Origin of the sequence: Streptomyces sp. NBC_00102 (genome assembly GCF_026343115.1) — a bacterium.
In the GTDB taxonomy this organism is placed as follows: domain Bacteria; phylum Actinomycetota; class Actinomycetes; order Streptomycetales; family Streptomycetaceae; genus Streptomyces.
The window spans coordinates 280,157-306,035 of sequence record NZ_JAPEMC010000003.1; the positions used below are offsets into that span (position 1 = coordinate 280,157).

The 25,879-nt window shown below is 73.1% G+C and carries 24 protein-coding genes; 15 read left to right on the plus strand and 9 right to left on the minus strand.

Going from position 1 to position 25,879, the window contains the following annotated elements:
• Nucleotides 1–8: 8 nt before the first annotated feature.
• Nucleotides 9–476 (minus strand): tyrosinase family oxidase copper chaperone, encoded by a 468-nt coding sequence (locus OHA55_RS31825; RefSeq protein ID WP_266713071.1) that lies wholly within the window; start codon nt 474–476, stop codon nt 9–11.
• 232 nt (nt 477–708) lie between these two features.
• Here OHA55_RS31825 and OHA55_RS31830 point away from each other — a divergent pair, with 232 nt between their 5' ends.
• Together OHA55_RS31830 and OHA55_RS31835 are read left to right on the plus strand one after the other, a co-directional pair.
• A complete protein-coding gene (locus OHA55_RS31830) occupies nt 709–1,995 on the plus strand; it encodes a cytochrome P450 (RefSeq protein WP_266713073.1) in 1,287 nt (428 codons plus the stop codon).
• A 68-nt stretch (nt 1,996–2,063) separates the two neighbouring features.
• Nucleotides 2,064–3,185 carry a glycoside hydrolase family 26 protein gene (locus tag OHA55_RS31835; protein ID WP_266713075.1) on the plus strand — a complete coding sequence of 374 codons (1,122 nt, stop codon included), beginning with the start codon at nt 2,064–2,066 and terminating at the stop codon, nt 3,183–3,185.
• A gap of 47 nt (nt 3,186–3,232) precedes the next feature.
• Here OHA55_RS31835 and OHA55_RS31840 read toward each other — a convergent pair whose 3' ends face one another.
• From OHA55_RS31840 to OHA55_RS31855, 4 genes are all read right to left on the minus strand, one after another.
• Nucleotides 3,233–3,721, minus strand: coding sequence for an NUDIX domain-containing protein (locus tag OHA55_RS31840; protein WP_266713076.1), 489 nt, complete (start codon nt 3,719–3,721; stop codon nt 3,233–3,235).
• Between the two features lie 22 nt (nt 3,722–3,743).
• Nucleotides 3,744–5,336, minus strand: a complete 1,593-nt coding sequence (gene lnt, locus OHA55_RS31845; RefSeq protein ID WP_266713078.1) for an apolipoprotein N-acyltransferase — start codon at nt 5,334–5,336, stop codon at nt 3,744–3,746.
• Between the two features lie 135 nt (nt 5,337–5,471).
• Nucleotides 5,472–6,035: a hypothetical protein gene (locus OHA55_RS31850; protein ID WP_266713080.1), complete on the minus strand. Its 564-nt coding sequence runs from the start codon at nt 6,033–6,035 to the stop codon at nt 5,472–5,474.
• Between the two features lie 70 nt (nt 6,036–6,105).
• The gene (locus OHA55_RS31855; protein WP_266713082.1) at nt 6,106–6,891 is read right to left on the minus strand and encodes a glutamate racemase; all 786 of its coding nucleotides are present in this window, start codon (nt 6,889–6,891) and stop codon (nt 6,106–6,108) included.
• Nucleotides 6,892–6,948: 57 nt separating this feature from the next.
• Here OHA55_RS31855 and OHA55_RS31860 point away from each other — a divergent pair, with 57 nt between their 5' ends.
• The 5 genes from OHA55_RS31860 to OHA55_RS31880 all read left to right on the plus strand — a co-directional run bounded on the left by OHA55_RS31860 (nt 6,949) and on the right by OHA55_RS31880 (nt 13,329).
• Nucleotides 6,949–8,130: a glycosyltransferase gene (locus OHA55_RS31860; RefSeq protein WP_266713083.1), complete on the plus strand. Its 1,182-nt coding sequence runs from the start codon at nt 6,949–6,951 to the stop codon at nt 8,128–8,130.
• Between the two features lie 219 nt (nt 8,131–8,349).
• Nucleotides 8,350–8,901 (plus strand): DUF6643 family protein, encoded by a 552-nt coding sequence (locus OHA55_RS31865; RefSeq protein ID WP_266713084.1) that lies wholly within the window; start codon nt 8,350–8,352, stop codon nt 8,899–8,901.
• A gap of 82 nt (nt 8,902–8,983) precedes the next feature.
• Entirely contained in the window at nt 8,984–9,808 is an 825-nt protein-coding gene (locus OHA55_RS31870; protein ID WP_266713086.1) for an MOSC domain-containing protein, read from the plus strand.
• 127 nt (nt 9,809–9,935) lie between these two features.
• Nucleotides 9,936–10,544, plus strand: a complete 609-nt coding sequence (locus OHA55_RS31875) for a hypothetical protein (protein WP_266713088.1) — start codon at nt 9,936–9,938, stop codon at nt 10,542–10,544.
• 337 nt (nt 10,545–10,881) lie between these two features.
• On the plus strand, nt 10,882–13,329 hold the full coding sequence (locus OHA55_RS31880) for a right-handed parallel beta-helix repeat-containing protein (RefSeq protein WP_266713090.1): 2,448 nt from the start codon (nt 10,882–10,884) through the stop codon (nt 13,327–13,329).
• Here OHA55_RS31880 and OHA55_RS31885 read toward each other — a convergent pair.
• Complete coding sequence (locus OHA55_RS31885) at nt 13,299–15,701, minus strand: hypothetical protein (RefSeq protein ID WP_266713560.1); 2,403 nt, start codon at nt 15,699–15,701, stop codon at nt 13,299–13,301. The genes OHA55_RS31880 and OHA55_RS31885 overlap by 31 nt on opposite strands.
• Before the next feature lie 334 nt (nt 15,702–16,035).
• Here OHA55_RS31885 and OHA55_RS31890 point away from each other — a divergent pair, with 334 nt between their 5' ends.
• Both OHA55_RS31890 and OHA55_RS31895 read left to right on the plus strand, forming a co-directional pair.
• Nucleotides 16,036–16,899 carry a DeoR/GlpR family DNA-binding transcription regulator gene (locus OHA55_RS31890; RefSeq protein WP_266713092.1) on the plus strand — a complete coding sequence of 288 codons (864 nt, stop codon included), beginning with the start codon at nt 16,036–16,038 and terminating at the stop codon, nt 16,897–16,899.
• A gap of 130 nt (nt 16,900–17,029) precedes the next feature.
• Nucleotides 17,030–17,482: an SRPBCC family protein gene (locus tag OHA55_RS31895; RefSeq protein WP_266713094.1), complete on the plus strand. Its 453-nt coding sequence runs from the start codon at nt 17,030–17,032 to the stop codon at nt 17,480–17,482.
• 53 nt (nt 17,483–17,535) lie between these two features.
• Here the strand turns inward: OHA55_RS31895 and OHA55_RS31900 are convergent, their stop codons facing one another.
• Nucleotides 17,536–18,669: a PLP-dependent cysteine synthase family protein gene (locus tag OHA55_RS31900; protein WP_266713096.1), complete on the minus strand. Its 1,134-nt coding sequence runs from the start codon at nt 18,667–18,669 to the stop codon at nt 17,536–17,538.
• A 254-nt stretch (nt 18,670–18,923) separates the two neighbouring features.
• Here OHA55_RS31900 and OHA55_RS31905 point away from each other — a divergent pair, with 254 nt between their 5' ends.
• Nucleotides 18,924–19,241 carry a hypothetical protein gene (locus tag OHA55_RS31905; protein ID WP_266713098.1) on the plus strand — a complete coding sequence of 106 codons (318 nt, stop codon included), beginning with the start codon at nt 18,924–18,926 and terminating at the stop codon, nt 19,239–19,241.
• Between the two features lie 506 nt (nt 19,242–19,747).
• A complete protein-coding gene (locus tag OHA55_RS31910; RefSeq protein ID WP_266713099.1) occupies nt 19,748–20,272 on the plus strand; it encodes an ATP-binding protein in 525 nt (174 codons plus the stop codon).
• Nucleotides 20,273–20,492: 220 nt separating this feature from the next.
• Here the strand turns inward: OHA55_RS31910 and OHA55_RS31915 are convergent, their stop codons facing one another.
• Nucleotides 20,493–21,707, minus strand: coding sequence for an ROK family protein (locus OHA55_RS31915; protein ID WP_266713100.1), 1,215 nt, complete (start codon nt 21,705–21,707; stop codon nt 20,493–20,495).
• 121 nt (nt 21,708–21,828) lie between these two features.
• Here OHA55_RS31915 and OHA55_RS31920 point away from each other — a divergent pair, with 121 nt between their 5' ends.
• Nucleotides 21,829–23,103, plus strand: a complete 1,275-nt coding sequence (locus OHA55_RS31920) for an MFS transporter (RefSeq protein WP_266713102.1) — start codon at nt 21,829–21,831, stop codon at nt 23,101–23,103.
• A gap of 123 nt (nt 23,104–23,226) precedes the next feature.
• Here OHA55_RS31920 and OHA55_RS31925 read toward each other — a convergent pair whose 3' ends face one another.
• Nucleotides 23,227–23,811 carry a helix-turn-helix domain-containing protein gene (locus OHA55_RS31925; RefSeq protein WP_266713104.1) on the minus strand — a complete coding sequence of 195 codons (585 nt, stop codon included), beginning with the start codon at nt 23,809–23,811 and terminating at the stop codon, nt 23,227–23,229.
• 260 nt (nt 23,812–24,071) lie between these two features.
• On the opposite strand from OHA55_RS31925, the gene OHA55_RS31930 reads away from it, so the two are divergent.
• The 3 genes from OHA55_RS31930 to OHA55_RS31940 are packed head-to-tail and all read left to right on the plus strand — an operon-like array spanning nt 24,072 to nt 25,790.
• Complete coding sequence (locus tag OHA55_RS31930; RefSeq protein ID WP_266713106.1) at nt 24,072–24,281, plus strand: hypothetical protein; 210 nt, start codon at nt 24,072–24,074, stop codon at nt 24,279–24,281.
• Complete coding sequence (locus OHA55_RS31935) at nt 24,278–24,991, plus strand: B3/4 domain-containing protein (RefSeq protein WP_266713108.1); 714 nt, start codon at nt 24,278–24,280, stop codon at nt 24,989–24,991. The genes OHA55_RS31930 and OHA55_RS31935 overlap by 4 nt, the downstream gene beginning before the upstream one ends.
• Before the next feature lie 55 nt (nt 24,992–25,046).
• A complete protein-coding gene (locus OHA55_RS31940) occupies nt 25,047–25,790 on the plus strand; it encodes a maleylpyruvate isomerase family mycothiol-dependent enzyme (RefSeq protein ID WP_266713110.1) in 744 nt (247 codons plus the stop codon).
• The last annotated feature ends 89 nt before the right edge of the window (nt 25,791–25,879 follow it).

Here is a 25,879-nt window from a genome sequence, read left to right on the forward strand (position 1 = left end):
TCCTTCGGTCAGATGCCGCGGGGTGCGGCGGACAACGGGGCCGTGCCCAGGACGTCGACCGCGGCGCGAGCGGCCGCGAGGGGCGTCGGATGCGACTCGTAGTGGGCGACCATGCTGAGGTAGCTCCCGTCGGCCCGGCGCATGAGGTGCAGGGGGGCGCCGTCGATGGTGACCTCGGGGTGGAACGCGGCGCTCGCGGCGCGCACCCCGGGCGCTGCCCCGCCACCCGGCGCGCCCGGGCGCACCCGGATCGTCCTGCCCCGGTACGTCTCGGTGATCTCCCCCGGTCCCGTACCCGGCACGGGACCGGGGGCGGGTGCCGCACCGCCGGTCTCCGGGCCGCGGGCGACGATCGGCTCCCACGCGGCCCCGGTTCCGGCCACGACCCCCACCGCGAACACGGTGCGCAGCACACCCCTGCGGGTGGCCGCGTTCCGTTCGCCCGCGCGGCCCCGGCCCTTCCTGCTCGAACCCATCTGCGTCCGCCTCTCCGTAAACGCCGGTGAACTTGTCGGTGAAACTGCTTGTCGGTGCGGCTGGTGACGACGCCCATGAGACGGTGCGCGCCGCCCTCCCGCCCGTAACGGCTCGCCACAGCGCCGGTCAATCCCTCAACCGTGGGAAATCGGGGCAGTTCGCGGCCGCGTCGGGCCTCGGGCGTGTATGGCCGGGACAGCATGGAAGACCCGACTGCCGAAGGTGGTGGACATGAGCGTGCCCGGACAGGCCCCCGGTCTGCGTACGGAACGGCCGAAGGACATCGATCTGGCGGACCCCGCGTTCTGGCGGCTGCCGCGCGCCGAGCGTCTGCGGGCGTTCGCGCTGCTGCGCGAACTCGACGCCCCGGTGCGGTTCACCGCGCGTACCGGCAAGGAGGCGGGGCTCTCCTTCTACGCCCTGGTGAAACACGCCGACGTGAAGGCGGCGAGCCGGCGGGCCGACGTCTTCGCGAGCGCGCCGGGCGTCACCGTCCCGGAGCCCGCCCGCTGGGCGAAGGCCGTCTTCGGCAACTCCATGGTGAACATGGACGGCGCCGGCCACGCGGGGCTGCGCCGGATCGTCTCCCGCGCCTTCACCCCGCGGCTGCTCGCCGAGGCCGAGGAGAACATCGCCAGGGTGACTCGCCGGCTGGTGGACGAGGCGGTGGCCGGCCGCTCCACCGACTTCATGCGCTCGGCCCCGGCCCGGCTGCCCTTCGAGGTCATCTGCGACCTGATGGGCGTTCCGGGGACGTACCGGCCGTGGATCGCCGCCCAGATCGACCACGCGTCGAGCCACGTCGGCGTGGAGCGGCGCGGTCTGGCCCGGATCCGGGTGCCGGGCCGGGGGCTGCGTTCGCTCGCCCGGATGCAGCTCGTGATGGCGCGCCTCGCGCACGAGCGGCGCCGCAGGCCCACCGGCGACCTGATCTCGGCCCTGGTCCGCGCCGACGTGGACGGCCAGTCGCTCGGCGCCCGCGAACTCGGCGCCTTCTTCTCGTTGCTGCTGGTCGCGGGCGTGGAGACGACCAGGAACGCCCTGGCGCACGGGATGGCCCTGCTGTCCCGCTTCCCGGAGCAGCGCGCCCTGCTGGTGTCCGGCCTCGACCGGCACATCGACGGGGCGGTGGAGGAGATCGTCCGGCACTCCACGCCGATCATCCAGTTCCGGCGGACGGTCACCACCGAGCACGAACTCGGCGGGCGCGTCTTCCGCCCGGGTGACAAGGCCGTGCTCTTCTACGCCTCCGCCAACCGCGACGCCTCGGTGTTCGCGGAACCGGACCGCTTCGACATCACCAGGGCGCCCAACCCGCATCTGGGATACGGGGGCGGCGGCCCGCACCACTGCCTCGGCGCGCACCTCGCCCGGCTGGAGATGCGAGCCCTGTTCACCGAGGTCCTCGTGCGGACCGACACCGCGCGGGCGCTCGGCGAACCGGATCTGGTGGACTCCAACTTCGACAACCGGGTCCGAGGTCTGCCGATGACCTTCGACCCGGTCCCGGCACCGTAGTCCCGCCCGCCCATGGAGCCGGGCCGCCGCCGGACCGGCCGGAGATCCACCGACACCGAGGAGCAGCCGTGTCCCGTAGTCGCCGTATCGTCAATCTCTGTGTGGGCACGGTCGCGGCCGGTGTGCTCGCGGTCAGCGGTGCCTCCGGTTTCCGGGTCACCGGGGGAGGTTTCGCCGACGGCGCCGGACCCCATCTCGATCCGAGCAGCACGGCGGTCGGCGCCTACCTGGACTACGGCCCCGAAGGCGTGGCGCGGATGGCGGAGATGTCCCAATGGCTCGGCGGGAAGGAGCTGCGCGTCGGGCACAGCTATCTGCCGGGCGACCTCTGGGTGAACATCGAGGGCTCCGTCGACTTCCTGGGCGCGTGGGCGGCCTGGCGGCAGGCGCGGCCCGACCGGATGTTCGTCCTCAACACGCCGATGCTGGAGCGGAACGAGGTGCGGGTCTCGGACGCCACGGTGCGCAGGCGGCTGCGGTCCGGCGCGGCGGGTTTGTACGACCGGCACTTCCGCAAGCTCGCCGAACGGCTGGTCGGGCTGGGAGTCCCGGACACGGTGATCGTGCTCGGCTGGGAGATGAACGGCACCACCTACGCCCACCGGTGCGGTCCGGACCCGTCGGCCTGGAAGGCGTACTGGCAGCGGATCGTCACCTCCATGCGGTCGGTCGAGGGCCAGCGGTTCCGCTTCGACTTCGCGCCGAGCCGCGGGCGGGACGCCGTTCCCTGGACCGAGTGCTACCCCGGCGACGACTTCGTGGACATCGTCGGCATGGACTCGTACGACCAGCCGCCGGGCGAGAACTTCGACGACCAGGTGCACGGGGAGTACGGGCTGCAGAAGCACGTGGACTTCGCGGCCGAGCACGGGAAGCCGATCTCCTATCCGGAGTGGGGCCTCTTCCGCAACGGCGACAATCCCGAGTACATGCGCCGGATGCTCGAATGGATGGATCTCCATCCGCCCGTCTACCAGACGATCACGGACTACTGCCCGCACGGGGTGTGGGGGTGCACCGGGAACCCCGAGGCCTCGAAGCTCTACCGGTCGTTCCTCATGGACGAGAACCGGCCGGCCCCCGACCCCGCGGATACCTCCCCCGCGCCGGGCGAGTGGTGCTTCCCGCTGTCCCTGAGCGACTGGATCACGGACTGGACGGCGAGCCGGCGGATCTGCGTACGGCTCTGAGAACGCAGGTCCGGCGCCGGCCTCAGCCGAGGCCGACGACGCCGGCCTCAGCCGAGGCCGGCGTCGTCGGCGGCCCTGAACCAGGTGGGGCCGTCGGTGAGGGACTGCTTGATCCGGAAGCGCGCGAACTCGGCCAGCGGCGGCAGCGCGTCCAGGGCGAACCAGCCCACCTCCAGCGACTCGTCGTCGTTGACGCGTGGCTCGCCGCCCGTGGCCCGGCACCGGAAGGTGACGTCGAGGTACTGGCAGTGGTCCCCGTTGGGGTACTCCACCGGCTTGAGCGCCTCGGTGAGCACCACGCGTTCGGCCACGCAGCGCACCGCGGTCTCCTCGTACACCTCGCGTTCGGCGGTCCGGGCGGGCTGCTCGCCCGGTTCCGGGATGCCGCCGATGACCGACCACTTGCCGGTGTCGGCACGCTTGCCGAGGAGGACCCGTCCGTCGTCGTCGAAGACGACCGCGCTCACCCCGGGCAGCAGGAGCAACTGGTGGCCGGCGGTGGCCCTGATCGCGCGGATGAAGTCGGGAGTAGCCATGCGTCAGAGCCTAACGTGACCTTCAGGCGGTGCGGCGGGCCCTCCGGGAACGGACGGCGACGAGGACGAGACCGGCGGCGGCGAAGAGGGCGAGGATCCCTTCGGGGAGTGCGCCCATCCGGGTGGCGGGGGTGAGCGAGGACCGCAGGGGCACCTCGTCGACCAGGGCCGCGGGGGTGAAGAATCCGGACTTCTCCATGATCGTGCCGTCCGGGCGGATGATGGCGCTGACCCCGCTGGTGACCGGTACGACGACGGCGCGGCTGTGCTCGACCGCCCGCACCCGGGACATCGCGAGCTGCTGGTAGGTCATCTCGCTGCGGCCGAACGTGGCGTTGTTGCTGGGCACGGCGATCAGCCGGCCGCCCGCCTCGACGGTGTCGCGCACGGCGTCGTCGAACGCGGCCTCGTAGCAGGTGACCAGGCCGACCTTGATGCCGTTGAGGTCGAAGACCCCGACCTTGGTGCCGGAGCCGAAATCGCGCTGGACGCGGTCGACGTCCTTGCTGAAGACGCGGGCGACCGAGCGCATCGGCATGTACTCGCCGAACGGCTGGATGTGACGCTTGTCGTACGTGTCCAGCGGCCCCTTCTCCGGGTCCCACTCGATCAGGGTGTTGCGCAGCTTGCCGGTGTCGGGTTCGACGACCGCGCCGACCACCGTGGGAACGCCGATGGCCCGGACCGCCCGGTCGATGACGTCCCAGGCGTCGGGGTTGCGGTAGGGGTCGAGGTCGGAGGAGTTCTCCGGCCAGAGGACGAAGTCGGGCTGGGGTTCCTTGCCCGCCTTCACGTCCGCCGCGAGCTGCTCGGTGACCCGCACGTGGTTGTCGAGCACGGCGCGCCGCTGGGAGTTGAAGTCCAGGCCGAGGCGCGGCACGTTGCCCTGGATCGCGGCGACGGTCGCGGTGCCGTCCTCCGCCGAATTGGAGACCAGCGGGAGCGAGCCGAAGGCGCCCGCGACGGGGACGAGTACCGCCGCCGCGGCCATCGCGGTCGCCGCGCGCGGGAGTTCTCCGGTCGAGCGGTACGCGCGGATCCGCCGGACCGTCTCGAAGAGGCCGAATCCGCAGAGGACCACCGCGAAGGAGAGGAGCGGTGTACCGCCGAGCGCGGCGATCGGCAGGAAGACGCCGTCTGCCTGGCCGAAGGCGATCCGGCCCCAGGGGAACCCTCCGAACGGCACCCGGGCCCGGACCGCCTCGTCCAGGGCCCAGACGGCCGCCGCCCAGAACGGCCAGTACGCGAGCCTGGTCACGGCGGCGATGCCGACGCAGCCCACGGCGACGAAGAGCGCCTCGGCGGCGGCCAGTGCCAGCCACGGCACCGCGCCGACGTCCTCGCCGGTCCAGTGCAGCAGCGGCAGCATGAAGCCGAGTCCGGCCAGCAGGCCCAGACCGAACGCCGCGCGCGGGCGGCGTCCGTGCAGGACCCAGCCGAGCAGGGCGAAGCCCGGCAGTACCAGCCACCACAAGGGCCGGGGCGGGAAGCTCACGTACAGCAGCACTCCGGAGAGCACTGCGGCGGCCGGCCTGGCCCAGGCGGTCCAGCGCCTGCGGGGGCGGGACTCGGGAACGGGCGACGGTTCCTCGACTGAGGTGATGGTGGCGCTCACCTGCGGGAGTCTACGGGCGACGGCTGTGGGCGCGGCAGCGGGGAGAGCGGCTTTTCGGGGCTGCCTTCCCGCAGGCCCGCCGGCCGGGGGCGGCTGGGGACGGGCCGGATCGGGACCGGGCGGGCGGGACCGCGGTCAGGCTTCGGACGGCTTGCCGGCCGCCGGGAGGCGGAGCCGGTCGCGGATGAACCGTACGGCCGCCTCCGCGTTGTCCACGGTGACGGTGAAGGACATGCCGTCGCCGAGCCGGAGCAGCAGCGCCTCGCCCCGGCGCACCACCACGGCGGTGCCTTGTTCGGGGCGCCAGCGGTATCCCCAGCCGCCCCACTGGCGCGGGGTGACGCGGGGGACGAACTCCGCCCCGACGACATGGGTGAGCAGGATGCGGCGGCGCGGGAGTCCCATGTGCCCGCAGCGGACCTCCAGGGCATCGCCGTCCACCTTCACCGCGACGTGGACGAAGGCGAGGGTGCCGTAGAGCATCAGGAGTCCGGCGGCGACGCAGCCGACCACCGACATCACCAGGGGCGCGACGCCCGAGGTCCAGTTGGAGTCGAGGGCGATCTCGACCCCGAGGGCCAGGCACGCCGCTCCCACGAAGGCCAGCAGCCACTGCGCCCGGTTGGTCGCCTTGCCGGTCCACACGGTGGACGGCGCCTGGGTCGAGCCGTGCGCCGCACGGCCGGGGTGGTCCGTCATGCTCAGCAGCGTACCCATGACCCGCGCCCGTGCGGCGGGTGTCGGCGGGCCGATCGGGCGGTGGCCGCGGTCAGCGGGAGGCGCCCACGCCCCGCAGCAGTCTGCCCTCGGCGTAGGTGAGAGCGGCGTCCGGGAGATCGCCCTCGTGGCCGCTGAGGAGAACGGTGAGAGTTCCGGTCGGTTCGGCCGACGGAGCGGGTCCGGCGCCGATGCGGCGCAGCGCCTGGGCGGCGACGGCCCCGGCGGAACCGCGCAGGACCACCGGGGGGCGGCCCGGCCGGTGGAGGGCGTCGGCGACGCGGTCCGCGACCAGCTCGTAATGGGTGCAGCCGAGGACCACCGTGCCGACTCCGTCGGGGGTGAGGGCGGCGGCCGCCGCGACGGCGCGGTCGATCGCGGCCTCGTCGGCGTACTCGATCGCGTCGGCCAGTCCGGGGCAGGGCACCTCGGTGACGTCCACGTCGGCCGCGAAGTCCCGGATGAGCCCGCGCTGGTAGGGGCTGCCGGTGGTGGCGGGGGTGGCCCAGATGGCGAAGGGGGCGCCGCCGGCGGCCGCGGGCTTGATCGCCGGTACGGTGCCGATGACCGGCAGCGCGGGCTCCAGCTCGGCCCGGAGAGCGGGCAGCGCGCGTACCGACGCCGTGTTGCAGGCGACGACCAGCGCGTCCGGCCGGTGCGCCGCGGCGGCGCGGGCCACGGCGAGCGCGAGCGCGGTGACGTCCTCGGGCGTGCGTGGCCCCCAGGGCATGGTGCCGGGGTCCGAGGAGAGCACCAGATCGGCGTCGGGGCGCAGTCGGCGCACCTCGGCGGCGGCCGCCAGCAGGCCGATTCCTGAGTCCATGAGCGCGATCTTCACCCGGTCACCTTATGCCACCCCCCTCCGGACCCGGCCGGAGTGGGGCAGACTCGGCGGATGAGCGCCGTTGCCTGGATCGCCGTGGGTTCTCTTGTCGCGTGGCTGTGGCTGTTGCTCGGCCAGGGGTTCTTCTGGCGCACGGACCAGCGGCTGCCCGTGCGGTCCGCGCCGGCTCACTGGCCCCCGGTCGCCGTCGTCGTGCCCGCCCGGGACGAGGCCGGGATCCTGCCGTCGAGCCTCCCTTCGCTGCTGGCCCAGGACTATCCGGGCGAGGTCTTCGTCGTCCTCGTCGACGACTGCAGCACGGACGGCACCGGTGACCTCGCGCGGGAGCTGGCCGACCGGTGCGGCGGGCTGGAGCTCCAGGTCGTCACTCCGGGCGAGCCGGAGCCGGGGTGGACCGGCAAGCTGTGGGCGGTGCGGCACGGGATGGCGGTGGCGCGACGGCGGAACCCGGAGTTCCTGCTGCTGACGGACGCGGACATCGCCCATGAGCCGGACAGCCTGCGGGAGCTGGTGGCGGCCGCGGGGCCGGCCGGCCCGGACGGCTACGCGCTGGTCTCGCAGATGGCCCGGCTCCGCGTGGAGAGCGTCTGGGAGCGGCTCGTGGTGCCGGCCTTCGTCTACTTCTTCGGGCAGCTCTTCCCCTTCCGCCGGGTGAACCGGACCGGGTTCCGCACGGCCGCGGCCGCCGGCGGGTGCGTGCTGCTGCGCGACGAGGCGGCGGTGCGGGCCGGGGTACCGGAGTCCATCCGGCAGGCGGTGATCGACGACGTGTCGCTGGCGCGGGTGGTCAAGCGTTCCGGCGGCCGGATCTGGCTGGGGCTCGCGGAGCGGGTGGACAGCGTCCGCCCGTACCCGGGGCTCGGGGAGCTGTGGCGGATGGTCTCGCGGAGCGCGTATGCGCAGTTGCGGCACAGTCCGCTGCTGCTGGCGGGGACGGTGCCGGGGCTCGCTCTCGTCTACCTCGCGCCGCCGGTGACGCTGGTGGCCGGGTCTCTGACGGGTGATCCGGCGGCCGCGTGGGCCGGGGGGCTGGCGTGGGCGCTGATGGCGGGGACGTACCTGCCGATGCTTTCGTACTACCGGCAGTCGCTCTGGCTCGCGCCGCTGCTGCCTTTCACGGCCTCGCTGTACCTGCTGATGACGGTGGACTCGGCGGTCCAGCACCACCGGGGGCGGGGTGCGGCCTGGAAGGGGCGTACCTATCCCCGGCCGGAGGCCGCGCCCGAGCCGTGAGGGGCAGCTGGTGGCGCGGGAGCCGCGCCGTCCCCCAAACCGGGACGCGGCAGGATCTTACGACCGTCAAAAATAGGCCCTTTACACGATCACTACACACCACGGTGACCCTTTTTGAGAAGTTCGCTCGCATTGGTGAACTCGGCTGGCGCACAACTAGCGAAACAACCTTCTGGGCGGCCTCCCCAACTCGCACATCGTGGGCTTAACTTAGGTGGCATGACCTCCCCCCGCTCCAGCTACGGAAGCGGCTACTACGCCGCACCGTCGTTCGCCGACACTCCGATCTACGACTCCCTGGTCGCGGAGCGAGGCACGCCTCAGATCGCGCCGATCCGAGTCCCCGCCGCGTACGAGACCGGCAACAGCTACCTCCCGGCGCTGCCGTCCTCCCTGCCGGCTCTCCCCGCCGCTCCTTCCCCGCCCGCGGGTTCCTACGGCTACCAACAGCCGATGGCGCAGCCGTACCAGCCGCAGGCCCCGATGCACCCCGCGCAGATGCAGCCCGCACAGCTGCAGCACGCCCCCGCGCCATACATCCCGCAGCAGCCCTCCCCGGCGCGGGGATACCCGCAGCAGCAGACGCCCGCCCGCGGCTTCCCGCAGCAGCAGGCTCCGGGGCGCGGCGGCTACCAGCCGCAGCAGCAGCCGCCGCGGCCCGCGCCCTCCACCGGCTACGAGGCGATGCGGCCGGCGGCCCCCCGCCCCGCACCGGCGCCCTCCCCGTACGAGGACCCGTACGACCGGCCGTACCAGGGCCGGGGGTACTGACCGCCCGCGCCCGGAGGGACGGCTCCGGGCGTGGCGGCGGGCGGGTGCGAGGGGCCTCGGAGGATGCTGACAAAATGGGCGGATGGCTCCTCCTGCTCTCGCCTCCCTCCATCTCCACCCCGTCAAGTCGCTGGCGGCACTGACCGTCGACGAGGCCGAGGTCGAGCCGTGGGGACTCGCCGGTGACCGTCGCTGGATGCTGGTGGACAGGACGGGCACAGCCGTCACACAGCGTCAGGAACCCCGGCTGACGGGGATCTCCGCGATGCCGCTGCCCGGTGGAGGGGTGGAGCTGTCCGCGCCCGGGAGGGTGCGGCTGGCGGTGGCGGTGCCGGAGCGCGCGGAGACGGTCGTCGTGGAGCTGTTCGGCAAGAAGCTCGAGGTGGTCGAGGCGGCACCGGCCGCGCACGCCTGGCTGAGCGGGTTCCTCGGGGCGGAGGTCCGGCTCGTCCACCAGGACGCGCCGTCGTACCGGAGACCCGTCGACCCGGCGTACGCGCGGCCCGGGGAGACCGTCAGCCTCGCGGACGGGTACCCGCTGCTGGTGACCACCGCCTCGTCGCTGGACGCCCTCAACGCGCTGATCGCGAGCGGCGACCACCCGTCGGAGGGCCCGCTGCCGATGAACCGGTTCCGGCCCAACGCCGTGATCGACGGCACCGTCCCCTGGGAGGAGGACGGCTGGCGGCGGATCGCGATCGGCGCGGTCGCCTTCCGCGTGGTGAAGCCGTGCGCGAGGTGCGTGATCACCACCACCGACCAGTCGACGGCCGTGCGGGGCAAGGAACCGCTGCGCACCCTCGCGGTGCACCGCAGGTCGGGGACGAAGCTGGTCTTCGGCCAGAACCTCGTGCCGGAGGGCACCGGAACCGTGCGGGTCGGTGACCCGTTCCGCGTTCTCGGGTGAACCTGGTGCGTCCGGCCGGGAACGGTCGGGGGGCACACGCGCGTTGAAGGTGGTGAGGCAGCTCTCCTCGCTCCCCCGGAGGGCGGAGACGCTTCGGGCGGGCCAGGAGGCGAGGGGGGCAAGGGCTGTGCGGACGGTATCGGGGATCTGGCGCTGGCGGCACAACTCCCTGTGCCGGGCGACGGACCGGCGCGAGGCGTGGCTGGCATTCTGCGCACTCCTTCTCGTGCTGTTCGTCGCGCCCGCCGTCGGCGTGCTGTGCGGTCTGCTCACCGACTCCGCCCTGGGCGACGCGATCCTGGAACAGCGTGCCCACAGCCATCGGACGAACGCGGTCGTGCTGCGCGTGTCCGTGAGCCCGGCCGCGCTCGCCGGCGATCCGGAGAGCGGGGTCGGCCCCACCACCCGGCAGACGGTGACGGCCCGGTGGAAGGCACCGGACGGCGGCGAGCGGCACGGTACGGTCCCGGCCGGGGCGCTCGCGCGCAAGCCCGGTGACCTGGTGCGCATATGGGTCGACGACCGGGGCGCCGTCGCCCCGCGCCCCATGGACGTGTCCACCGCGCACATACACGCGGGCCTGGCCGGGGCGGGTACGTTCCTGCTGACGGCCGGCGCGGTGGAGGCCGGCCGGCGGACCGTGGTGCGGTGCATGGTGCGCGGGCGGTACGCGCGACTGGACCGGGCCTGGGCGGCGGTGGGCCCGGACTGGGGCAGAACCGGAACGGATGCCTGAACGGCTCACCGGCACCGCCGGCAACCGTTCCCGGGCACCCCGCGGCATTCCGCGCACAGCCTCGGGACTATCGTCCGCAACAGGCTCCCGATACCCGTGAACCGCTGTCCGGACCGGGCCGACGGCCTTGTCCGGGGCCCCACTTCGGCGAGGTGGGGGACGGAGTCGTCAACTCCCGCCCGCAACGCGCGCTACGGTGGACCGGCCCGCCCTTCCCCTCGGCAGGGCGGACCCGCCCGCGCCGTCGTCGGAGGGCCGACGGCACCCCGCGGTCGCACGTCCGTGCGTACGGGTACGAGGGATCGCACACAGCACGAGGTGGGGGCAGAACAGCGCCATGGCACAGGGCACGGTCCAGGTGACGCACACCGGCACATCGCGATGGCGGCGCCGCACGGGCGAGTACCCCTCGCTCGGCGCGGCTCTGGAGGCGGCGGCAGAGGGCGATGTCCTCACGATCGCTCCGGGAACGTACCGGGAAAATCTCGTCGTCGAGCGGGCGGTCACGCTGCGCGGTCCCGAAGGGGCTGTCGGCTCGGTCCGGATCGCGCCGGTGGACGGTGTGCCGCTCACCGTGCGGGCGTCCGCCATCATCCAGGACCTGCACGTGGAGGGACAGGACTCGGCGGCCCCGGCGGTGCTGGTGGAGGCCGGTGCCCCCGACCTCGTGGACCTGCGGATAGTGACGCGCTCGGCCGCCGGTATCGAGGTGCGCGGGGCCGGCCGGCCCACCGTTCGCCGCTGCACCGTCGACAACCCGGCCGGGGTCGGGATCGCCGTCCTGGACGGGGCGGGCGGCGTGTTCGAGGAGTGCGAGGTCGTCTCGGCGGGGCAGTCCGGCGTGTCGGTGCGCGACGGCGCGCACCCCCGGTTCGACCGCTGCCGCGTCCACCACTCCTCCGGCTCGGGTCTGAGCGTGACCGGCGAAGGCAGCGGACTGGAGGCGGTGGGCTGCGAGGTGTACGAGGTCAAGGGCAGCGGGGTACAGGTCACCGCGCGCGCCTCGGCCCATCTCACCGACTGCACCGTGCACCGCACCTCCGGCGACGGCATCACGCTCGATACGGACGCGGTGCTGACGTTGGCCGACTGCGACATCCACGACATCCCGGAGAACGCGATCGACCTGCGTTCCCGCTCGGTGCTGACGCTGACCCGTTCGACGGTCCGGCGGTTCGGCCGCAACGGGCTCTCCGTGTGGGATCCCGGTACCCGGGTGGACGCCAACCAGTGCGAGATCCACGACAGTACGGGCGACTACCCCGCCGTCTGGGTCAGTGACGGCGCCACGGTGATACTCGACGCCTGCCGCGTCCACGACGTGCCCGACGCCCTGTTCGTCCTCGACCGGGGTTCCCGTGCCGACGTGGTGGACAGCGATCTCACCCAGATCCGCAACACCGCCGTCTCGGTGAGCGACGGGGCCACCGCTCAACTGGACGACTGCCGCATCCGGGAGGCGTCCACCGGTGCCTGGTTCCGCGACCACGGCAGTGGCGGCACCCTCAACAACTGCACCATCGACGCGGCGCAGACCGGTGTCATCGTCACCAAGGGCGCCGACCCCACCATCGAGCGCTGCACGGTGACCTCGCCGGCCGAGGCCGGGTTCTACGTCTCCGCCGAGGGCCGGGGCACCTTCCACGGCTGCCGGGTGACCGGCAGCGAGGGGTACGGCTTCCACGTGATGGACGGGTGCCGCACCACCCTCACCCGGTGCCGTACGGAGCGTTGCGCGCGGGGCGGTTACGAGTTCCCCGAGGGCACCACGCACGACGGAGCGGCGGGTGCGGGGCCGGTGGTGGAGGACTGCACCAGCGACGAGAGCGCCCTGCGCGGTCCCGCCGCCGCGCCCGCCGCGCCGGTGCTCACCGAGACCCGGGCGGTGGCGCCGGGGCTGCTCGGTTCGATGCCCGCTCAGCGTGGTGCGGCGCCCTCCGCCGTACCCGTGACCGATCCGCCGGCCGAGCCGGCCCGCGACTCCGACGCCGTCCTCGGCGAACTGGACGCGCTGGTGGGGCTGGAGAGCGTCAAGCGGGAGGTCCGGGCGCTGACCGACATGATCGAGGTGGGCCGCCGCCGGCAGCGGGCGGGTCTGAAGGCCGCCTCCGTGCGCCGCCATCTCGTCTTCACGGGGTCCCCCGGCACCGGCAAGACCACGGTGGCCCGGCTGTACGGCGAGATCCTGGCGTCGCTGGGTGTGCTGGAGCGCGGCCACCTGGTCGAGGTGTCCCGGGTGGACCTGGTCGGCGAGCACATCGGCTCGACCGCCATCCGTACCCAGGAGGCGTTCGACCGCGCGCGGGGCGGGGTGCTCTTCGTGGACGAGGCGTACGCGCTCTCTCCCGAGGACTCCGGCCGGGACTTCGGGCGGGAGGCCATCGACACCCTGGTGAAGCTGATGGAGGACCACCGAGACGCCGTGGTGGTGATCGTCGCCGGCTACACCCACGAGATGGAGCGGTTCCTCACCGTCAATCCGGGTGTGGCGTCGCGCTTCTCCCGGACCATCACCTTCGGCGACTACCAGCCGGAGGAACTCCTGCGGATCGTCCAGCAGCAGGCCGAGGAACACGAGTACACCCTCGCCGATGGCACCGGGGAGGCTCTCGCGAAGTACTTCACGGAGCTGCCCAAGGGACCCGCCTTCGGCAACGGGCGTACCGCGCGCCAGACCTTCGAGTCGATGGTGGAGCGGCACGCGGGCCGGGTCGCCCAGTTCGCCGAGACGAGCACGGACGACCTGACCCTGCTCTACCCCGAGGACCTCCCCGAACTCCCCTGACCCTCCGCGCTCGGGTGCCCGGCCCCGTCGCCGCCCTGCCGGGGCAGTACGGGGCCGAGTTCGGCCAGCAGGGCGGCCCGCTCCCGGGCGAACACCGGGTCGGCCTGGTAGTCGGAGTGTCCCAGGATGGGTTCGGGCAGAGGCAGTTCGGCGGTACGGCCGTGTACCAGCGGGTCCTTCAGCGGTCCGTGGTCGACCCCGGGGCGTCCGGCACCCTCGTCGATCCGGACGGGTCCCCCTATCGGGTCGGTGGCCCGCCAGAGGTTGCGCCAGCAGTGCACCGACCCGCGGAGCCCGCGCAGTGCCGTGGGCCCGAAGTACGCAGGGAACCAGCGGCCGTACAGCCGTTCGGCGGGTGACCCGTAGGTGAGGAGTGCGATCCGGCGGCGGGTGGCGGCGGGGAGCTGCCAGACCGCCGAGGCCGCGAGCACACTGCCCTGCGAGTGGCCCGAGATGACGAGCCGGCCGCCGGTCCTGGCCGTCCAGGCCGACATCCGGGAGGCGAGGTCGGGCACGGCCCGCTCCGCGTAACAGGGCGGTGCGAAGGGATGGGCGGCGCGCGGCCAGTACGTGCCGACGTCCCAGAGGATGCCGATGGTCCGCCGGGCCGAGGCGTCGCGGTAGGCCCGTCGGCCGGAGGCGACGAAGAGTATGAAACCGAACCCGACCATCCAGGAACCCGTCGACTGGGCGGCCTCGGCGGCGGATTCGAGGAAGGGGCCGGTTCCGTCCATGGCCAGGCCGGGGACCTGCCCGGTGGCCCAGGATCCCGCCAGGGCCGCGGCACCCAGCAGGAGGGTGGCGCCGGACAGACAGCCGATGATCCAGGCCGCCTCGTCGGTGAGCCGGGCGGTGGCCCGGACCCGCGCGATCTGCCGGGTCCGCCCCCGTTCGGGCGTGCGGCCCCGGTACTCGGGGGCGTACTCGGCGGCGACGACCGGTTCGGTGAGACGGGCGAGGCGGGCGGTACGGACGAGGAGCACGCCCACGGGTACGAGCAGGGCGAGGAGCAGCACCGGGAGCACCGACGCCTGCCAGCTCAGCAGGACGGGCGGACCGCCTATGGCCGAGCCCGCTCCCATGCCGGGGGTGCCCGGGCCGTCGAGCCAGTCCGCGACGCGCTGGGCGAGCCCGCCGGTCATCACCCCGCCCAGCGCGCACGCCAGCATGGCGATGGCCGGACCGCCCAGCCCGTACAGCGCGGTGCGGGCGTCGGGCGCGCCGCGGTGCAGGCTCAGGGCGACGGCGGCGAGCGCGACCACGAGGACGCCTTGGCCGGCGGTGAGCGCCCGGAAGGTGTCGGCGCCCGCGACGAGGACGCCCGAGGAGATCCAGCCGGGCCGCGACCAGGCCGCGTGGACGAGGGAGACCGCCAGCAGGACGACGGCGGCGGACGGCAGGAAGGTGATGACCGCCCGGTCGAGGCGGTGGTCGAGACGGCGCTCGCTGCGGCCGCGGCCGCAGACGACGGCGAGGACGAGGAGCGCGCAGAGCGCCAGCGCGAGGGACAGCAGACGGCCGAGCAGCACGGGGCCGGGGCCGGAGTGGGTGACGTCGTAGTCGGCGGCGGCGCGCTGGACGAAGACCGCGACGGTGAGGAGCCCCGCGGCGGTGTGCGCGGCGCGCAGCCGGGCGACGAGGCGGCGCCCGTACCAGAATCCGGGGCGGCCCAGCGCGGGGCGCGCGGCGGGGACGGAGTCCGGGGTGTCGCCGCGGGTGGGGATCTTCGGCTCCGGCGTGTCGTCACCGCTCGGAGTGACGTCGGGAACGCCGTCCTGCCCGGGGAGCTCGTCCGGCCCTCCGCGTGCATCGCCGCGCGAGTCGGTGCCCAGGAAGGGGCGCTGGGACTCGTACGCGCTCCAGGTGCGGTTGGACAGGTACCAGAGCAGGGTGACGAGGGCCGTGGGCAGCGCGGCGGCGAGGGCGAGGCGCCGGCCGGGCTGGGACCACCATCCGCCCTGCTCGGCGGAGAGGAACCCGAGCCAGGACCGCCGGTCCGAGCAGGCGGCGACGCCCGCGCACTGCCAGGCCACGAGGTCGAGCGCCACTTCGCAGGCGGCCGCCGTCAGCAGGACGGTCAGGCTGAGCGCGAGGACCCGGACCAGCACGCCGTAGAACCGGACCGCGCGGGTTCGGCCCCTCGCGGCGGGTCGCATCCAGTGCGCGAGGTTGACCACCATGAAGGGGAGGAGCAGCAGCCACAGGGCGCGGGAGCCGTTGCCGGAGGTCAGGTTGGACCAGCAGTAGGCCTCCGCGACGGGCCGGTCGCGGTAGCGCTCGGGATGTTCCTCCGCGTCCACGTCCTCGGGGCGCCGGTACATCGCCGCGGTGAGGTCGCCCGTCACGCGGACCGTGCGCGGATCGCCGAGCATCTCCTGCGGCGTGGTGCCGCCGACGCCGTGGACCAGCAGTTCCAGCGCGATCCCGGTGGGCCGGGAAACCTGGGGGGCGGGGGCCAAGGGAGTCTCGCTCTCCGGTCTGCCCGGCCGTCCGGCGGGCGTCGAAGTGATCGTGCCGGGCGGCTCGGAGGAGACCGGCGCCCGTGCCACCAGAATCGCCGAGATCGGTGGCGCGCGACGGCTTCTCACCGAATCTCCCCACGTCCGGACCTCGGTGGCCCCTCCCTGTGAGGCGCGTGGGAGGATTGGGCGGGCGTTCCGCGGTGCCGCGGGACCGGACGGCCAGAGGGAAGGACCGGACACCGCGGTGAGCGAGAATCAGAATCTGCTCGCGGAGCAGCGGCGTGCCCTGATCCTCGACGAGGTCCGCAAGCGCGGCGGGGTCCGCGTGAACGAGCTGACCCGCAGGCTCAACGTGTCCGACATGACGATCCGGCGTGACCTGGACGCGCTGGCCCGCCAGGGCGTCATCGAGAAGGTGCACGGCGGCGCGGTGCCGGCCGTCGGGACGAGCACCCACGAGCCCGGTTTCGAGGCGAAGTCGGCGCTGGAGCCGAGTGCCAAAGAGGACATCGCGCGGGCCGCCGCGGCGATGGCCGCGCCGGGCAGCGCCATCGCGCTCTCGGGCGGTACGACGACCTATGCGCTGGCGCAGCGACTGGTGGACGTGCCGGACCTGACCGTGGTGACCAACTCGGTGCGGGTGGCCGACGTGTTCCACGACGCCCACCGCCCGGCCTCCTCGGGCGCCGCCCGCGCGGGGGCGGCCACGGTGGTGCTGACGGGCGGGGTGCGGACCCCCTCCGACTCGCTCGTCGGGCCGGTGGCGGACCGGGCCATCGGCTCGCTCCACTTCGACGTGCTCTTCCTCGGGGTGCACGGCATCTCCGACGAGGCCGGTCTCTCCACACCGAATCTGGCGGAGGCGGAGACGAACCGGCGGTTCGTGGCGGCCGCGCGTCGGGTCGTGGTGGTGGCCGACCACACCAAGTGGGGGACGATCGGCCTGAGTTCCTTCGCGACACTCGGCGAGGTGGACACCTTCGTGACGGACGCGGGTCTGTCGGCGAAGGCGCGCGCGGAGATCGAGGAGCTGCTGCCGGGCGGCCTGCTGGTCGCGGGGCCGGCCGGGGCGCCGGAACCCGACGAGCAACCGCTCGCCGAGCGCTGACCGGCGTCCCGGCGCTGTCGGACGGCCCGATGCCTCTCCGTACACGGGCGGTCCTGCGCCCCGCGTCACACCACACCGGGCACCGCCGCCGATCCGGCGTACATGATCCGACACGGCCTACGATCGGACCGTGGCCGTCTTCCGGATCGAGCGATTCACGTCCCTTCCACCCGCCGAGGCCTGGCGCCGGGTGACCGACTGGGAGCGTCACGGTGCCCACGTGCCGCTCACCTCGGTCCTCGTCCCGGCCGGTGCGCGGACCGGCGTGGGGACGGTGTTCGTCGCCCGGACCGGGGTGGGGCCGCTCACCTTCGACGACCCCATGGAAGTGGTGCGCTGGACGCCTCCCGAGGCGGGCCGTGCGGGGCTCTGCCGCCTGGAGAAGCGCGGACGGACGGTACGCGGACGCGCGTCGATCGACGTGATGCCGGCCCGGGCCGGCTCCCACGTGGTGTGGGTGGAGGAGGTCCGGCTGTTCCTTCCCGGCAGGTGGATCGATCCGCTGCTCGTGGCGGCGGGGCGGCGCATGTTCGGGCGGGTTCTCGACGGTCTCCTCGAAGCCCCGGCACGTGAGCCGGGGTAGACGCGACGCGCGGTCCGGACTGCGGCGCCCCGAGGACCGACGGATCCGCCGCCTCAGGCAGGCAGGCTTCCGGTGCTCAGGAAGGTGTCGAGCGCGGCAGCGTACGGGGCGATGTCGAGGCCCTGCTGGTCCAGCCAGGCGTCGGAGTAGTACTTGTCCAGATAGCGGTCGCCCGCGTCGCAGATCAGGGTGACGACACTGCCCTGCTCGCCCCGCTCCACCATCTCGGCGATGATCTTGAGCGCACTCCAGAGCCCGGTCCCCGTGGAGCCGCCCGCGCGGCGGCCCATCACCCGCTCCAGGGCTCGCACGGCGGCCACGCTCGCCGCGTCCGGGACCTTCATCATCCGGTCGATGGCCCCGGGGACGAAGCTCGGCTCCATCCGGGGCCGTCCGATGCCCTCGATGCGGGAGCCGCAGTCGCTGCTCGCCAGCGGGTCGTGGTGTGTCCAGCCGTCGAAAAAGCAGGAGTTCTCGGGGTCGGGGACGCAGATCCGGGTGTCGTGCTGCATGTAATGGACGTACCGGGCGATGGTCGCCGAGGTGCCGCCGGTACCCGCCGTGGCGACGATCCACGTGGGGTCCGGATAGCGTTCCAGCCGCAGTTGCTGGTAGATCGACTCGGCGATGTTGTTGTTGCCGCGCCAGTCGGTGGCCCGCTCCGCGTAGGTGAACTGGTCCATGTAGTGGCCGCCGGTCTCCTTGGCGAGCGCGGCCGACTCCTCGTACATCGCTCGCGGGTCGTCGACGAAGTGACAGCGGCCACCGTGGAATTCGATCAGGCGGCACTTCTCGGGGCTGGTCGTCCGCGGCATCACCGCGACGAAGGGGACCCCGATCAGCTTGGCGAAGTACGCCTCGGAGACGGCCGTCGAACCGCTGGACGCCTCGATGACCGGCTTCCCCGGGCGGATCCAGCCGTTGCAGAGTCCGTAGAGGAAGAGCGACCGGGCGAGGCGGTGCTTGAGGCTTCCGGTCGGGTGCGTGGACTCGTCCTTGAGGTACAGGTCGATGCCCCACTCCTCGGGCAGCGGGAAACGCAACAAGTGGGTGTCCGCGGACCTGTTGGCGTCGGCCTGCACCTTACGCACGGCCTCTTTGAGCCACGCCCGGTACCCGGGGTCACTGCGGTCGACGTCAGCCGTCGTGACGGTCCCGTCATGACGTCCTTGCTCGCTGATGCCCATCGCTGGTCCTCCTGGTGGAGCCGTTGCTTCCTTCCCTCCACGATATTCCTCCCACCTGCACAAACCGGGACTTGGATCACCCCCAGGAATCGCTTGGACACGTCGTGGGCACGGCGGGGCGCAGGACTGGCGACACACGTCGTCCGGCGTCACCTTGCGTACACACGATTCAGCCCGACACGCGCAAATGAAGACGTGCCCGGACGGGAAGACTCCCTTCCAGGAGCCGATGTGCGAAGGGGGGCGACCGAGCGGTGGACGACGTCGAGTTCAGCGCACGGGGGGTGCGGATCGAGCGATGGGCCCGCTCGCTCACGCGGGCCGGTCAGGTCATCGTCAAGGACGGCCGGGTGGCTCTCCTGACGAGCAACGGCCGGGAGATCGACAGTGCCCCCGTGGGAGCGGTCAGCGCGGGGAAGCGGTGGTTCTCCCAGGCCGATTCGGCCGTCGCCCGGGTCAACGGCGTGCGCTACCGCCTCACGATGGGACAACGCGGCCGCCGGCCGGACGGGACGGCGCCGATACATCACTTCCTGGAAGTCCTGCGCAGTGCCGGATGTCGGCACCGCTGACCGGTCGAGCGCACACCGACCGTCACGCGCGCGGTGGCCGCCGAACGCGGGGTGACCCGTGGAGCGCGCGGAGACCAGTCGAGGACACCGCGACCCGTCGAGCGCACCCGCGCGGCCCGGGAGCCACCGCCACGGCGCCCGTCACGTCCGCGCCGTCCCCCGAGGAACCCCCGCGGGAGCCGGACGGGCAGCGCGCCCGGGCACCGAGGGAGGCCCTGGGCGCACGACGCGCTCCCGGAGCGTCCACCGCGTCCCCGCGCACACCCCCGATCGGGCCTGATCGGCCCCTGAACGGCCCCCGAGCCGGGTCCGCGGCCGCGAGTTGCGGTACGGGGCGCGCTGAGCGACGCTGAAGACACGTCACGGACGGTTCAACCCCGGTCACCCTTCGACCGGAGGGGGCCGGCAGCCGCGGCGGACCACAGAGCAGACCAGAAACACCAGCCAGCCACATGCTGGATCCGTTCCTCCGTCTTCTTCCGGACCTCTTTCGGGGAGTCGCAGCCGTGATCAGCGAGCCAAGCAGGCACTGCACGGTGGAGCTCCAGGCACTGCCGTCGCGGATCGGTCAGGTCCGCAGAATCATCTCGGCGCAACTGCGCTACTGGCATCTCGATCCTCTGATCGACCAGGCAGCCCTGGGCGTCACCGAACTTCTCACCAATGTCCACCGCCACGCGGAACCGGACAAGTCGTGCACCGTCGACATCGAGTTGCTGCTCGATCGACTGACGGTCTCCGTCCACGACCACGACCCCCGATTGCCCGCCGTGAACGTCGCGGAGACCTACGCGACGTCCGGGCGCGGGCTTGCCCTCATCGCCGCCGTCAGCGAGAGCTGGGGCGTCCGTCCCGGCCAGGAGGCCGGCAAAGTCGTCTGGTTCACCCTGCCCACGCCGACCACCACCGCGAAGATCCTGCCACCGCTCGCGGTGTACGGATCGATGACCGACGGCCCGTTCGGCGGGCGGTACGCGGGAGCGGTGGAAGCCTCGGCACAGTTCCCGAGCCGGTCCGTGGCCCTCGGCTGACGCAACGTCAATTCTGTTGCACCGCACGACTAAGCGCCGCGCGGTGCAGCCCGGGAACCGGTGGGGCCGCGTCCGGTGGCGGGTCAGGCGGCCCGCCACCGGACGCGACCCCACCGGACGCGGCCCGCCATCGGACGCGGCCCCACCGGACGCGGCCCGCCATCGGACGCGGCCCCACCGGACGCGGCCCGCCATCGGACGCGGCCCCACCGGACTCGGGTCAGGCGAGGACGGTCAGCGGGTCGTCCAGCACCGGCTGCCAGGCCAGTTCGGCCGCGCCCACCAGGCTGTCGTGCGCGAGCGTGCACGGCAGGATCGGCACACTGCCGCTGCGCCCCCACAGGCTGCGGTCGGCGACGACGGCGCGCAGGCGCTCGGGGTCGGCTTCGAGCAGGTCCCGGTGGAGACCACCGAGGATGATCCGGTCGGGGTTGAGGATGTTGACGAGCCCCGCGAGCCCCAGTCCCAGCCGGTCGATGAGCGCCTCGGCGGCACGGCGTACGTCCCCGTCGTCGTACTCCGTACGCAGCAGGTCGCCCGCCCGCTTGAGCAGCGACTCCTCCGGGCCGGGCGGCCGGCCCGCCGCGAGGAGGAAGGCGAGCGGGTCCGTCTCGACGTCGAGACAGCCCCGGCCGCCGCAGTGACAGGCCCGGCCCTCCGGGTTCACCGTGAGGTGCCCGACCTCGAGCGCGAGCCCCGAACTTCCGCTGTGCAGGCGGCCGTCGAGCACCAGCGCACCGCCGACACCCCGGTGCCCCGTGGCCACGCAGAGCAGATGCTGGGCGCCGCGCCCGGAGCCGTGCCGGTGTTCGGCGAGGGCCGCGAGGTTGACGTCGTTCCCGGTGAACACCGGTCCCTCGATGCCCGCTTCACGCACACAGGTACGGAAGATCTCGCGCACCGGCGCGCCGGCGGGCCAGGCGATGTGCAACGGGTTGAGGGCGGTTCCCTCCGGTTCGGCCACGGCCGAGGGGACGGCGAGCCCGGCCCCGACGCAGCGCAGTCCGCTGCCGTGCAGCAGTTGCGCGCCCGCCTCGACCACCTCGCCGAGCACCTGGGCGGGGTCGGCCATGACGGTACTGGCGCCGGGTGCGGTGGCGACGATCCGTCCGCCGAGACCGACCAGCGCCGCACGGAAACCGTCGGAGTGCACCTGGGCGGCGAGTACGACGGGGCCGGTCTCGGACACCGACAGCCGGTGCGAGGGGCGCCCCTGTGAACCGGCGGCCGAACCGGGGCTGGAGTCGACCCTGATGAGCCCCAGCGCCTCCAGTTCGGCCGCGACCGCGCCGGCGGTGGCGCGGGTGACGCCCAGTTCGGAGGTCAGCACCGCACGCGTGGGCGCGCGCCCCGTGTGCACCAGTTCCAGGGCCGGCCCGAGCGCGCTGCGGCCCCTCTCCAGCTTCGTCCGCGTGGTGGACACCTTGCCGTTCATGGGGGCGAGTCTCCCACGATCCCGGGGCGGTCCTGACGCTTCGGCACCTGGTCACGACGTGCCGCGGGTCACGTCCGCATCCGTCTTGTGTCCCTCCCCGGCGCGCCTCTATGCTGAGTTTGTGCCGCACCTAAACAAACTGCGGACGGTCCGAACGGGGGGTCATGGCGGAGACACCGCCCCACCCTCCGCGGCCCGGCTCCGCACCGCGCTGACCGCGTTCTTCGCTCTCGACGGTTTCCTCTTCGCAGGCTGGGTCGTACGCATCCCGGCCATCAAGCACCACATCGGCGCCTCCGTCTCCTCGCTCGGCCTCGCCCTGCTCGGCGTCTCGGCGGGCGCGGTGATCACGATGGTTCTCACGGGCAGGCTCTGCCACCGTTTCGGCAGCCACCGGGTGGCCTTCTGGTGCGGGATCCTGCTCTCCCTGAGCATCGCCCTGCCCGCGCACGCCGGTTCGGCGCTCACCCTCGGACTTCTGCTGCTGGTGTTCGGCGCCGCCTACGGCGGGATGAACGTCGCCATGAACAGTGCGGCGGTGGACCTCGTCGCCGCCATCCGCCGGCCCGTACTGCCCAGCTTCCACGCCGCGTTCAGCTTCGGCGGCATGGCGGGCGCGGGTATCGGCGGTGTCGCCGCCGGCCACCTCTCCCCCGTCGCCCATCTGACCCTGCTCGCCACGACCGGGCTACTGGTCACCGCGGTCGCGGGGCCGGTCATGCTCCGGAACACCCCGGAGGCGTCGGCCTCTTCGGATTCGCCCGGGCCCTCGAAGCCGTCCGCACCGTCGGAACCCTCCGTGCCGTCCGCGGCGGGCAGTCGCGGCGTGGCGCCCCGTATGAGCCCGGCCGTGCGCCGGGTGGTCGTCCTCTTCGGCGTGATCGCGCTCTGCACCGCGTACGGCGAGGGCGCACTGGCGGAGTGGAGCGCGCTGCACCTCTCCCAGGACCTGCACGCCACGCCGGGGACCGCGGCCGCCGGGTACTCACTGTTCGCCCTGGCCATGGGGGTCGGCAGGCTCACCGGCACGGCCCTGCTGGAACGATTCGGCCAGACACGGACGCTGGTCTTCGGCGGCGGCGCCGCAGCGGCGGGCATGCTGCTGGGCTCGCTCGCCCCCACGGTCCCCCTGACGCTCGCGGGTTTCGCCGTGACGGGCCTCGGGCTGGCCAACATCTTCCCGGTCGCGGTCGGCAGGGCCGGTGCGCTGGCGGGTCCCGGCGGGGTGGCCGCCGCGTCCACCCTCGGTTACGGCGGCATGCTGGTCGGCCCCCCGGTCATCGGGTTCCTCGCGGACTGGCTCTCGCTGCCGATGGCCCTGACGACGGTGGCCCTGCTCGCCGCGGCGGCCGCCGCGCTCGGGCAGGTCTCCCGCACCGCGGCACCGAACGCCTGACGGGTCTCCCCGGCGGGCTCCATGCCCACCGGGGACGCGTCGTCCCACCCGGCGCGGACCGGGCCGCGACCGGGCAATGCGCGCCCGCCCGAAGGGAATTGCCGGACCGTCCCGGGTTGTCGCTCAGGCCGCCGACGCGGGACCGGGCGGCAGATGGACCGTCATGATCAGGTGGCAGGGTTCGGTGCCCGCGCCGCGGTACGCGTGCGGGGCGTCACCGTCGAACGTGGCGGTCTCTCCGGTTCCGACGGGGTACTCGGCACCGTCGACGACGAGGATCATCCGGCCCGCGGTGACGCTGACGGTTTCCACGACACCGGCCTGGTGGGGATGGCTGGGGTATTCCTCGCCCGGCCGGAGCCTCCAGCGCCAGACCTCGGCGGGGGCCGGGCCGCGGGTCGTCAGTATGAGCCGGGCCTCGCTGCCGAGCTCACCCGTCCACAGCGGCGCCACCCTCTCTTCGGACACCACGCGGACGCGCCCCTCGGACCGCCCCTCCATGAGGGCGGAGACGGATACGCCGAGAGTGTCGGCGAGCCGGACCAGGGTCGCGAAGTTCGGGTTTCCCTGCGCCTTCTCCAGCGCGACCAGGGCTCCCTTGCTGACCTTGGAGCGACGGCCGAGTTCGTCCAGGGACAGGCCCGCACGCGTGCGGGCCGTTCTGACGTTGTGCGCGAGTGTCCGCAGGGCTGCGTCCGTCTCGGCCATACGATCACCATCCTCACGAAGACCACTGGAATGTACCGCGCGGTCGTTCGGTTGACACCATGCGGTCGTCTTGCTGTACCGTTTGGTCGTTCCACTGAGCAGTAGGGACGCGCGGTGACAGCACTGCCGTCGTCCCGGAAGCCACGCCGATCGTCGCCGACGCCGAGGCACACCGACTCGCCCGGCGGCCTCCGCGGCGGGATCGCGCACGTCTTCGCGCCGAGCCGATCGCCGGCGGCCTCCAGCGAAGCCCGGTACGGGTGCGCGCGAAGTTCAAGTACGACGATCACAAGAACGTCGAGCGCCGGACCGGAATCGCCGGACGCCTCACCGAACGCGGACAGGGACCGGACGTGCCCACCGCGAGGCAGCAGCTGGACCGGATGGGCCGCTGGAAGCCGTACGCCGTCCGATACCCATCACCCGGTACGACCCCCGTACGAACCAAGGAACGGAGCCCCCGCCCATGACCGTCTTCCGGATCGCCCCCGCCGTCGCCGACGCCTTCCCCGACGCCCTGGTCGCCCTGGTCACCGCCACCGGCCTGCGCGGCCACGAGGACTGGCCGGGGACCGTCGAGGCGCTCGACGGGCTGGAGCGGCGGGTCGCCGAGGGTTCCTGGCAGCCCGCCGACGAGACCGATCCGAGGATCGAAGCGTGGCACACCGCCTACCGGTCCTTCGGCACCAACCCGCGCCGCATCCGCCCCAGCGTCGACGCGCTCGGCCGCCGCTTCACGAAGAAGGGGTCCCTGCCCCGCATCAACCCGGCGGTCGACTCCTACAACGCCGTTTCCGTGCGCCACGGCCTGCCCGCCGGCGCCTTCGACCTGGACCACGTCACCGGCGACGTGGACATCCGCCATGCCGACGGCGGCGAGGAGTTCACGCCGCTCGGTGAACCCGGGACCGTCGAGAACCCCAAGCCCGGCGAGATCATCTACGCGGACACCACCGGGGTCCTGACACGTCACTGGAACCACCGCGACGCCCACCGCACCCGGGTCACCGAAGACTCCACCCGCGTCGTCTTCGCCATCGAGACCCTGCACGCCGACCGCGACGGAGATCTGCTCCGGGCGGCGGCCGGGGAGCTGCGGGATCTGCTGGCTCCGCACGCCGACCGGACCGCCGTGCACTGGCTCGCGGCCGGTCCGGCACAACCTCCGGTCACCGTCTGAGACTTCCCCTGGACGCGTGGACAGCCGCACCCCTGCCCCTGTCACAATCTGCGCCATGAACATGTCCGAACAGATCGCACAGCTCTACGAAGAAGGCCGGCTGCTCGCCGCGGCGGCGGAGGAGGCGGGGACGGACGCTCCGGTGCCGACGTGTCCGGGCTGGCGGGTGCGCGACCTGCTGCGCCACACCGGTACGGTGCACCGCTGGGCGACGGCGTTCGTCGTCGAGGCACACTCCGAGTACGTCGCCGCAGAGGATGAACCCGACCTGGACGGTATGGAGTTGATCGGCTGGTTCAACGACGGACTCCAGGCACTGGTGACCGCGCTGGAAGCCGCTCCGAGCGACCTGGCCTGCTGGACGTTCATGCCGGCGGCCTCGGGCTCGGGGTTCTGGGCGCGCCGTCAGATGCACGAGACGACGGTGCACCGGGTGGACGCGGAGTCGGCGCTCGGGACGCCCCACTCCCGGGTGGACACGGCCCGTGCGCTCGACGGCATCGACGAGTTGCTGGTCGGCTTCCACGCACGCACCAAGAGCCGGGTGCGCACCGAGGATCCCCGCGTCCTGCGGGTGCACGCGGTCGACGCGAACGCCGCCTGGACGGTCCGGCTCTCGGACGGACCGCCGCGTGCCGTGCGCGACGACGGCCGTACGGCCGGGGCGGACTGCGTGCTGAGCGGCAGCGCGGAGGACCTCTACCTCGCGCTGTGGAACCGCCTGCCGCTCTCCTCGGTCACCGTCGGCGGCGACGAGGCCGTGGCGCGGCTCTGGACGGAGAACTCCGCCGTCGTCTGAAGTCCGGGGAGGGCGGGCGCCGACGATGCCGCTCGTCTCCCCCGGCCGCGCACCCCGCCACCGGCGAGACCCGCCCGGCCCGGAACCCT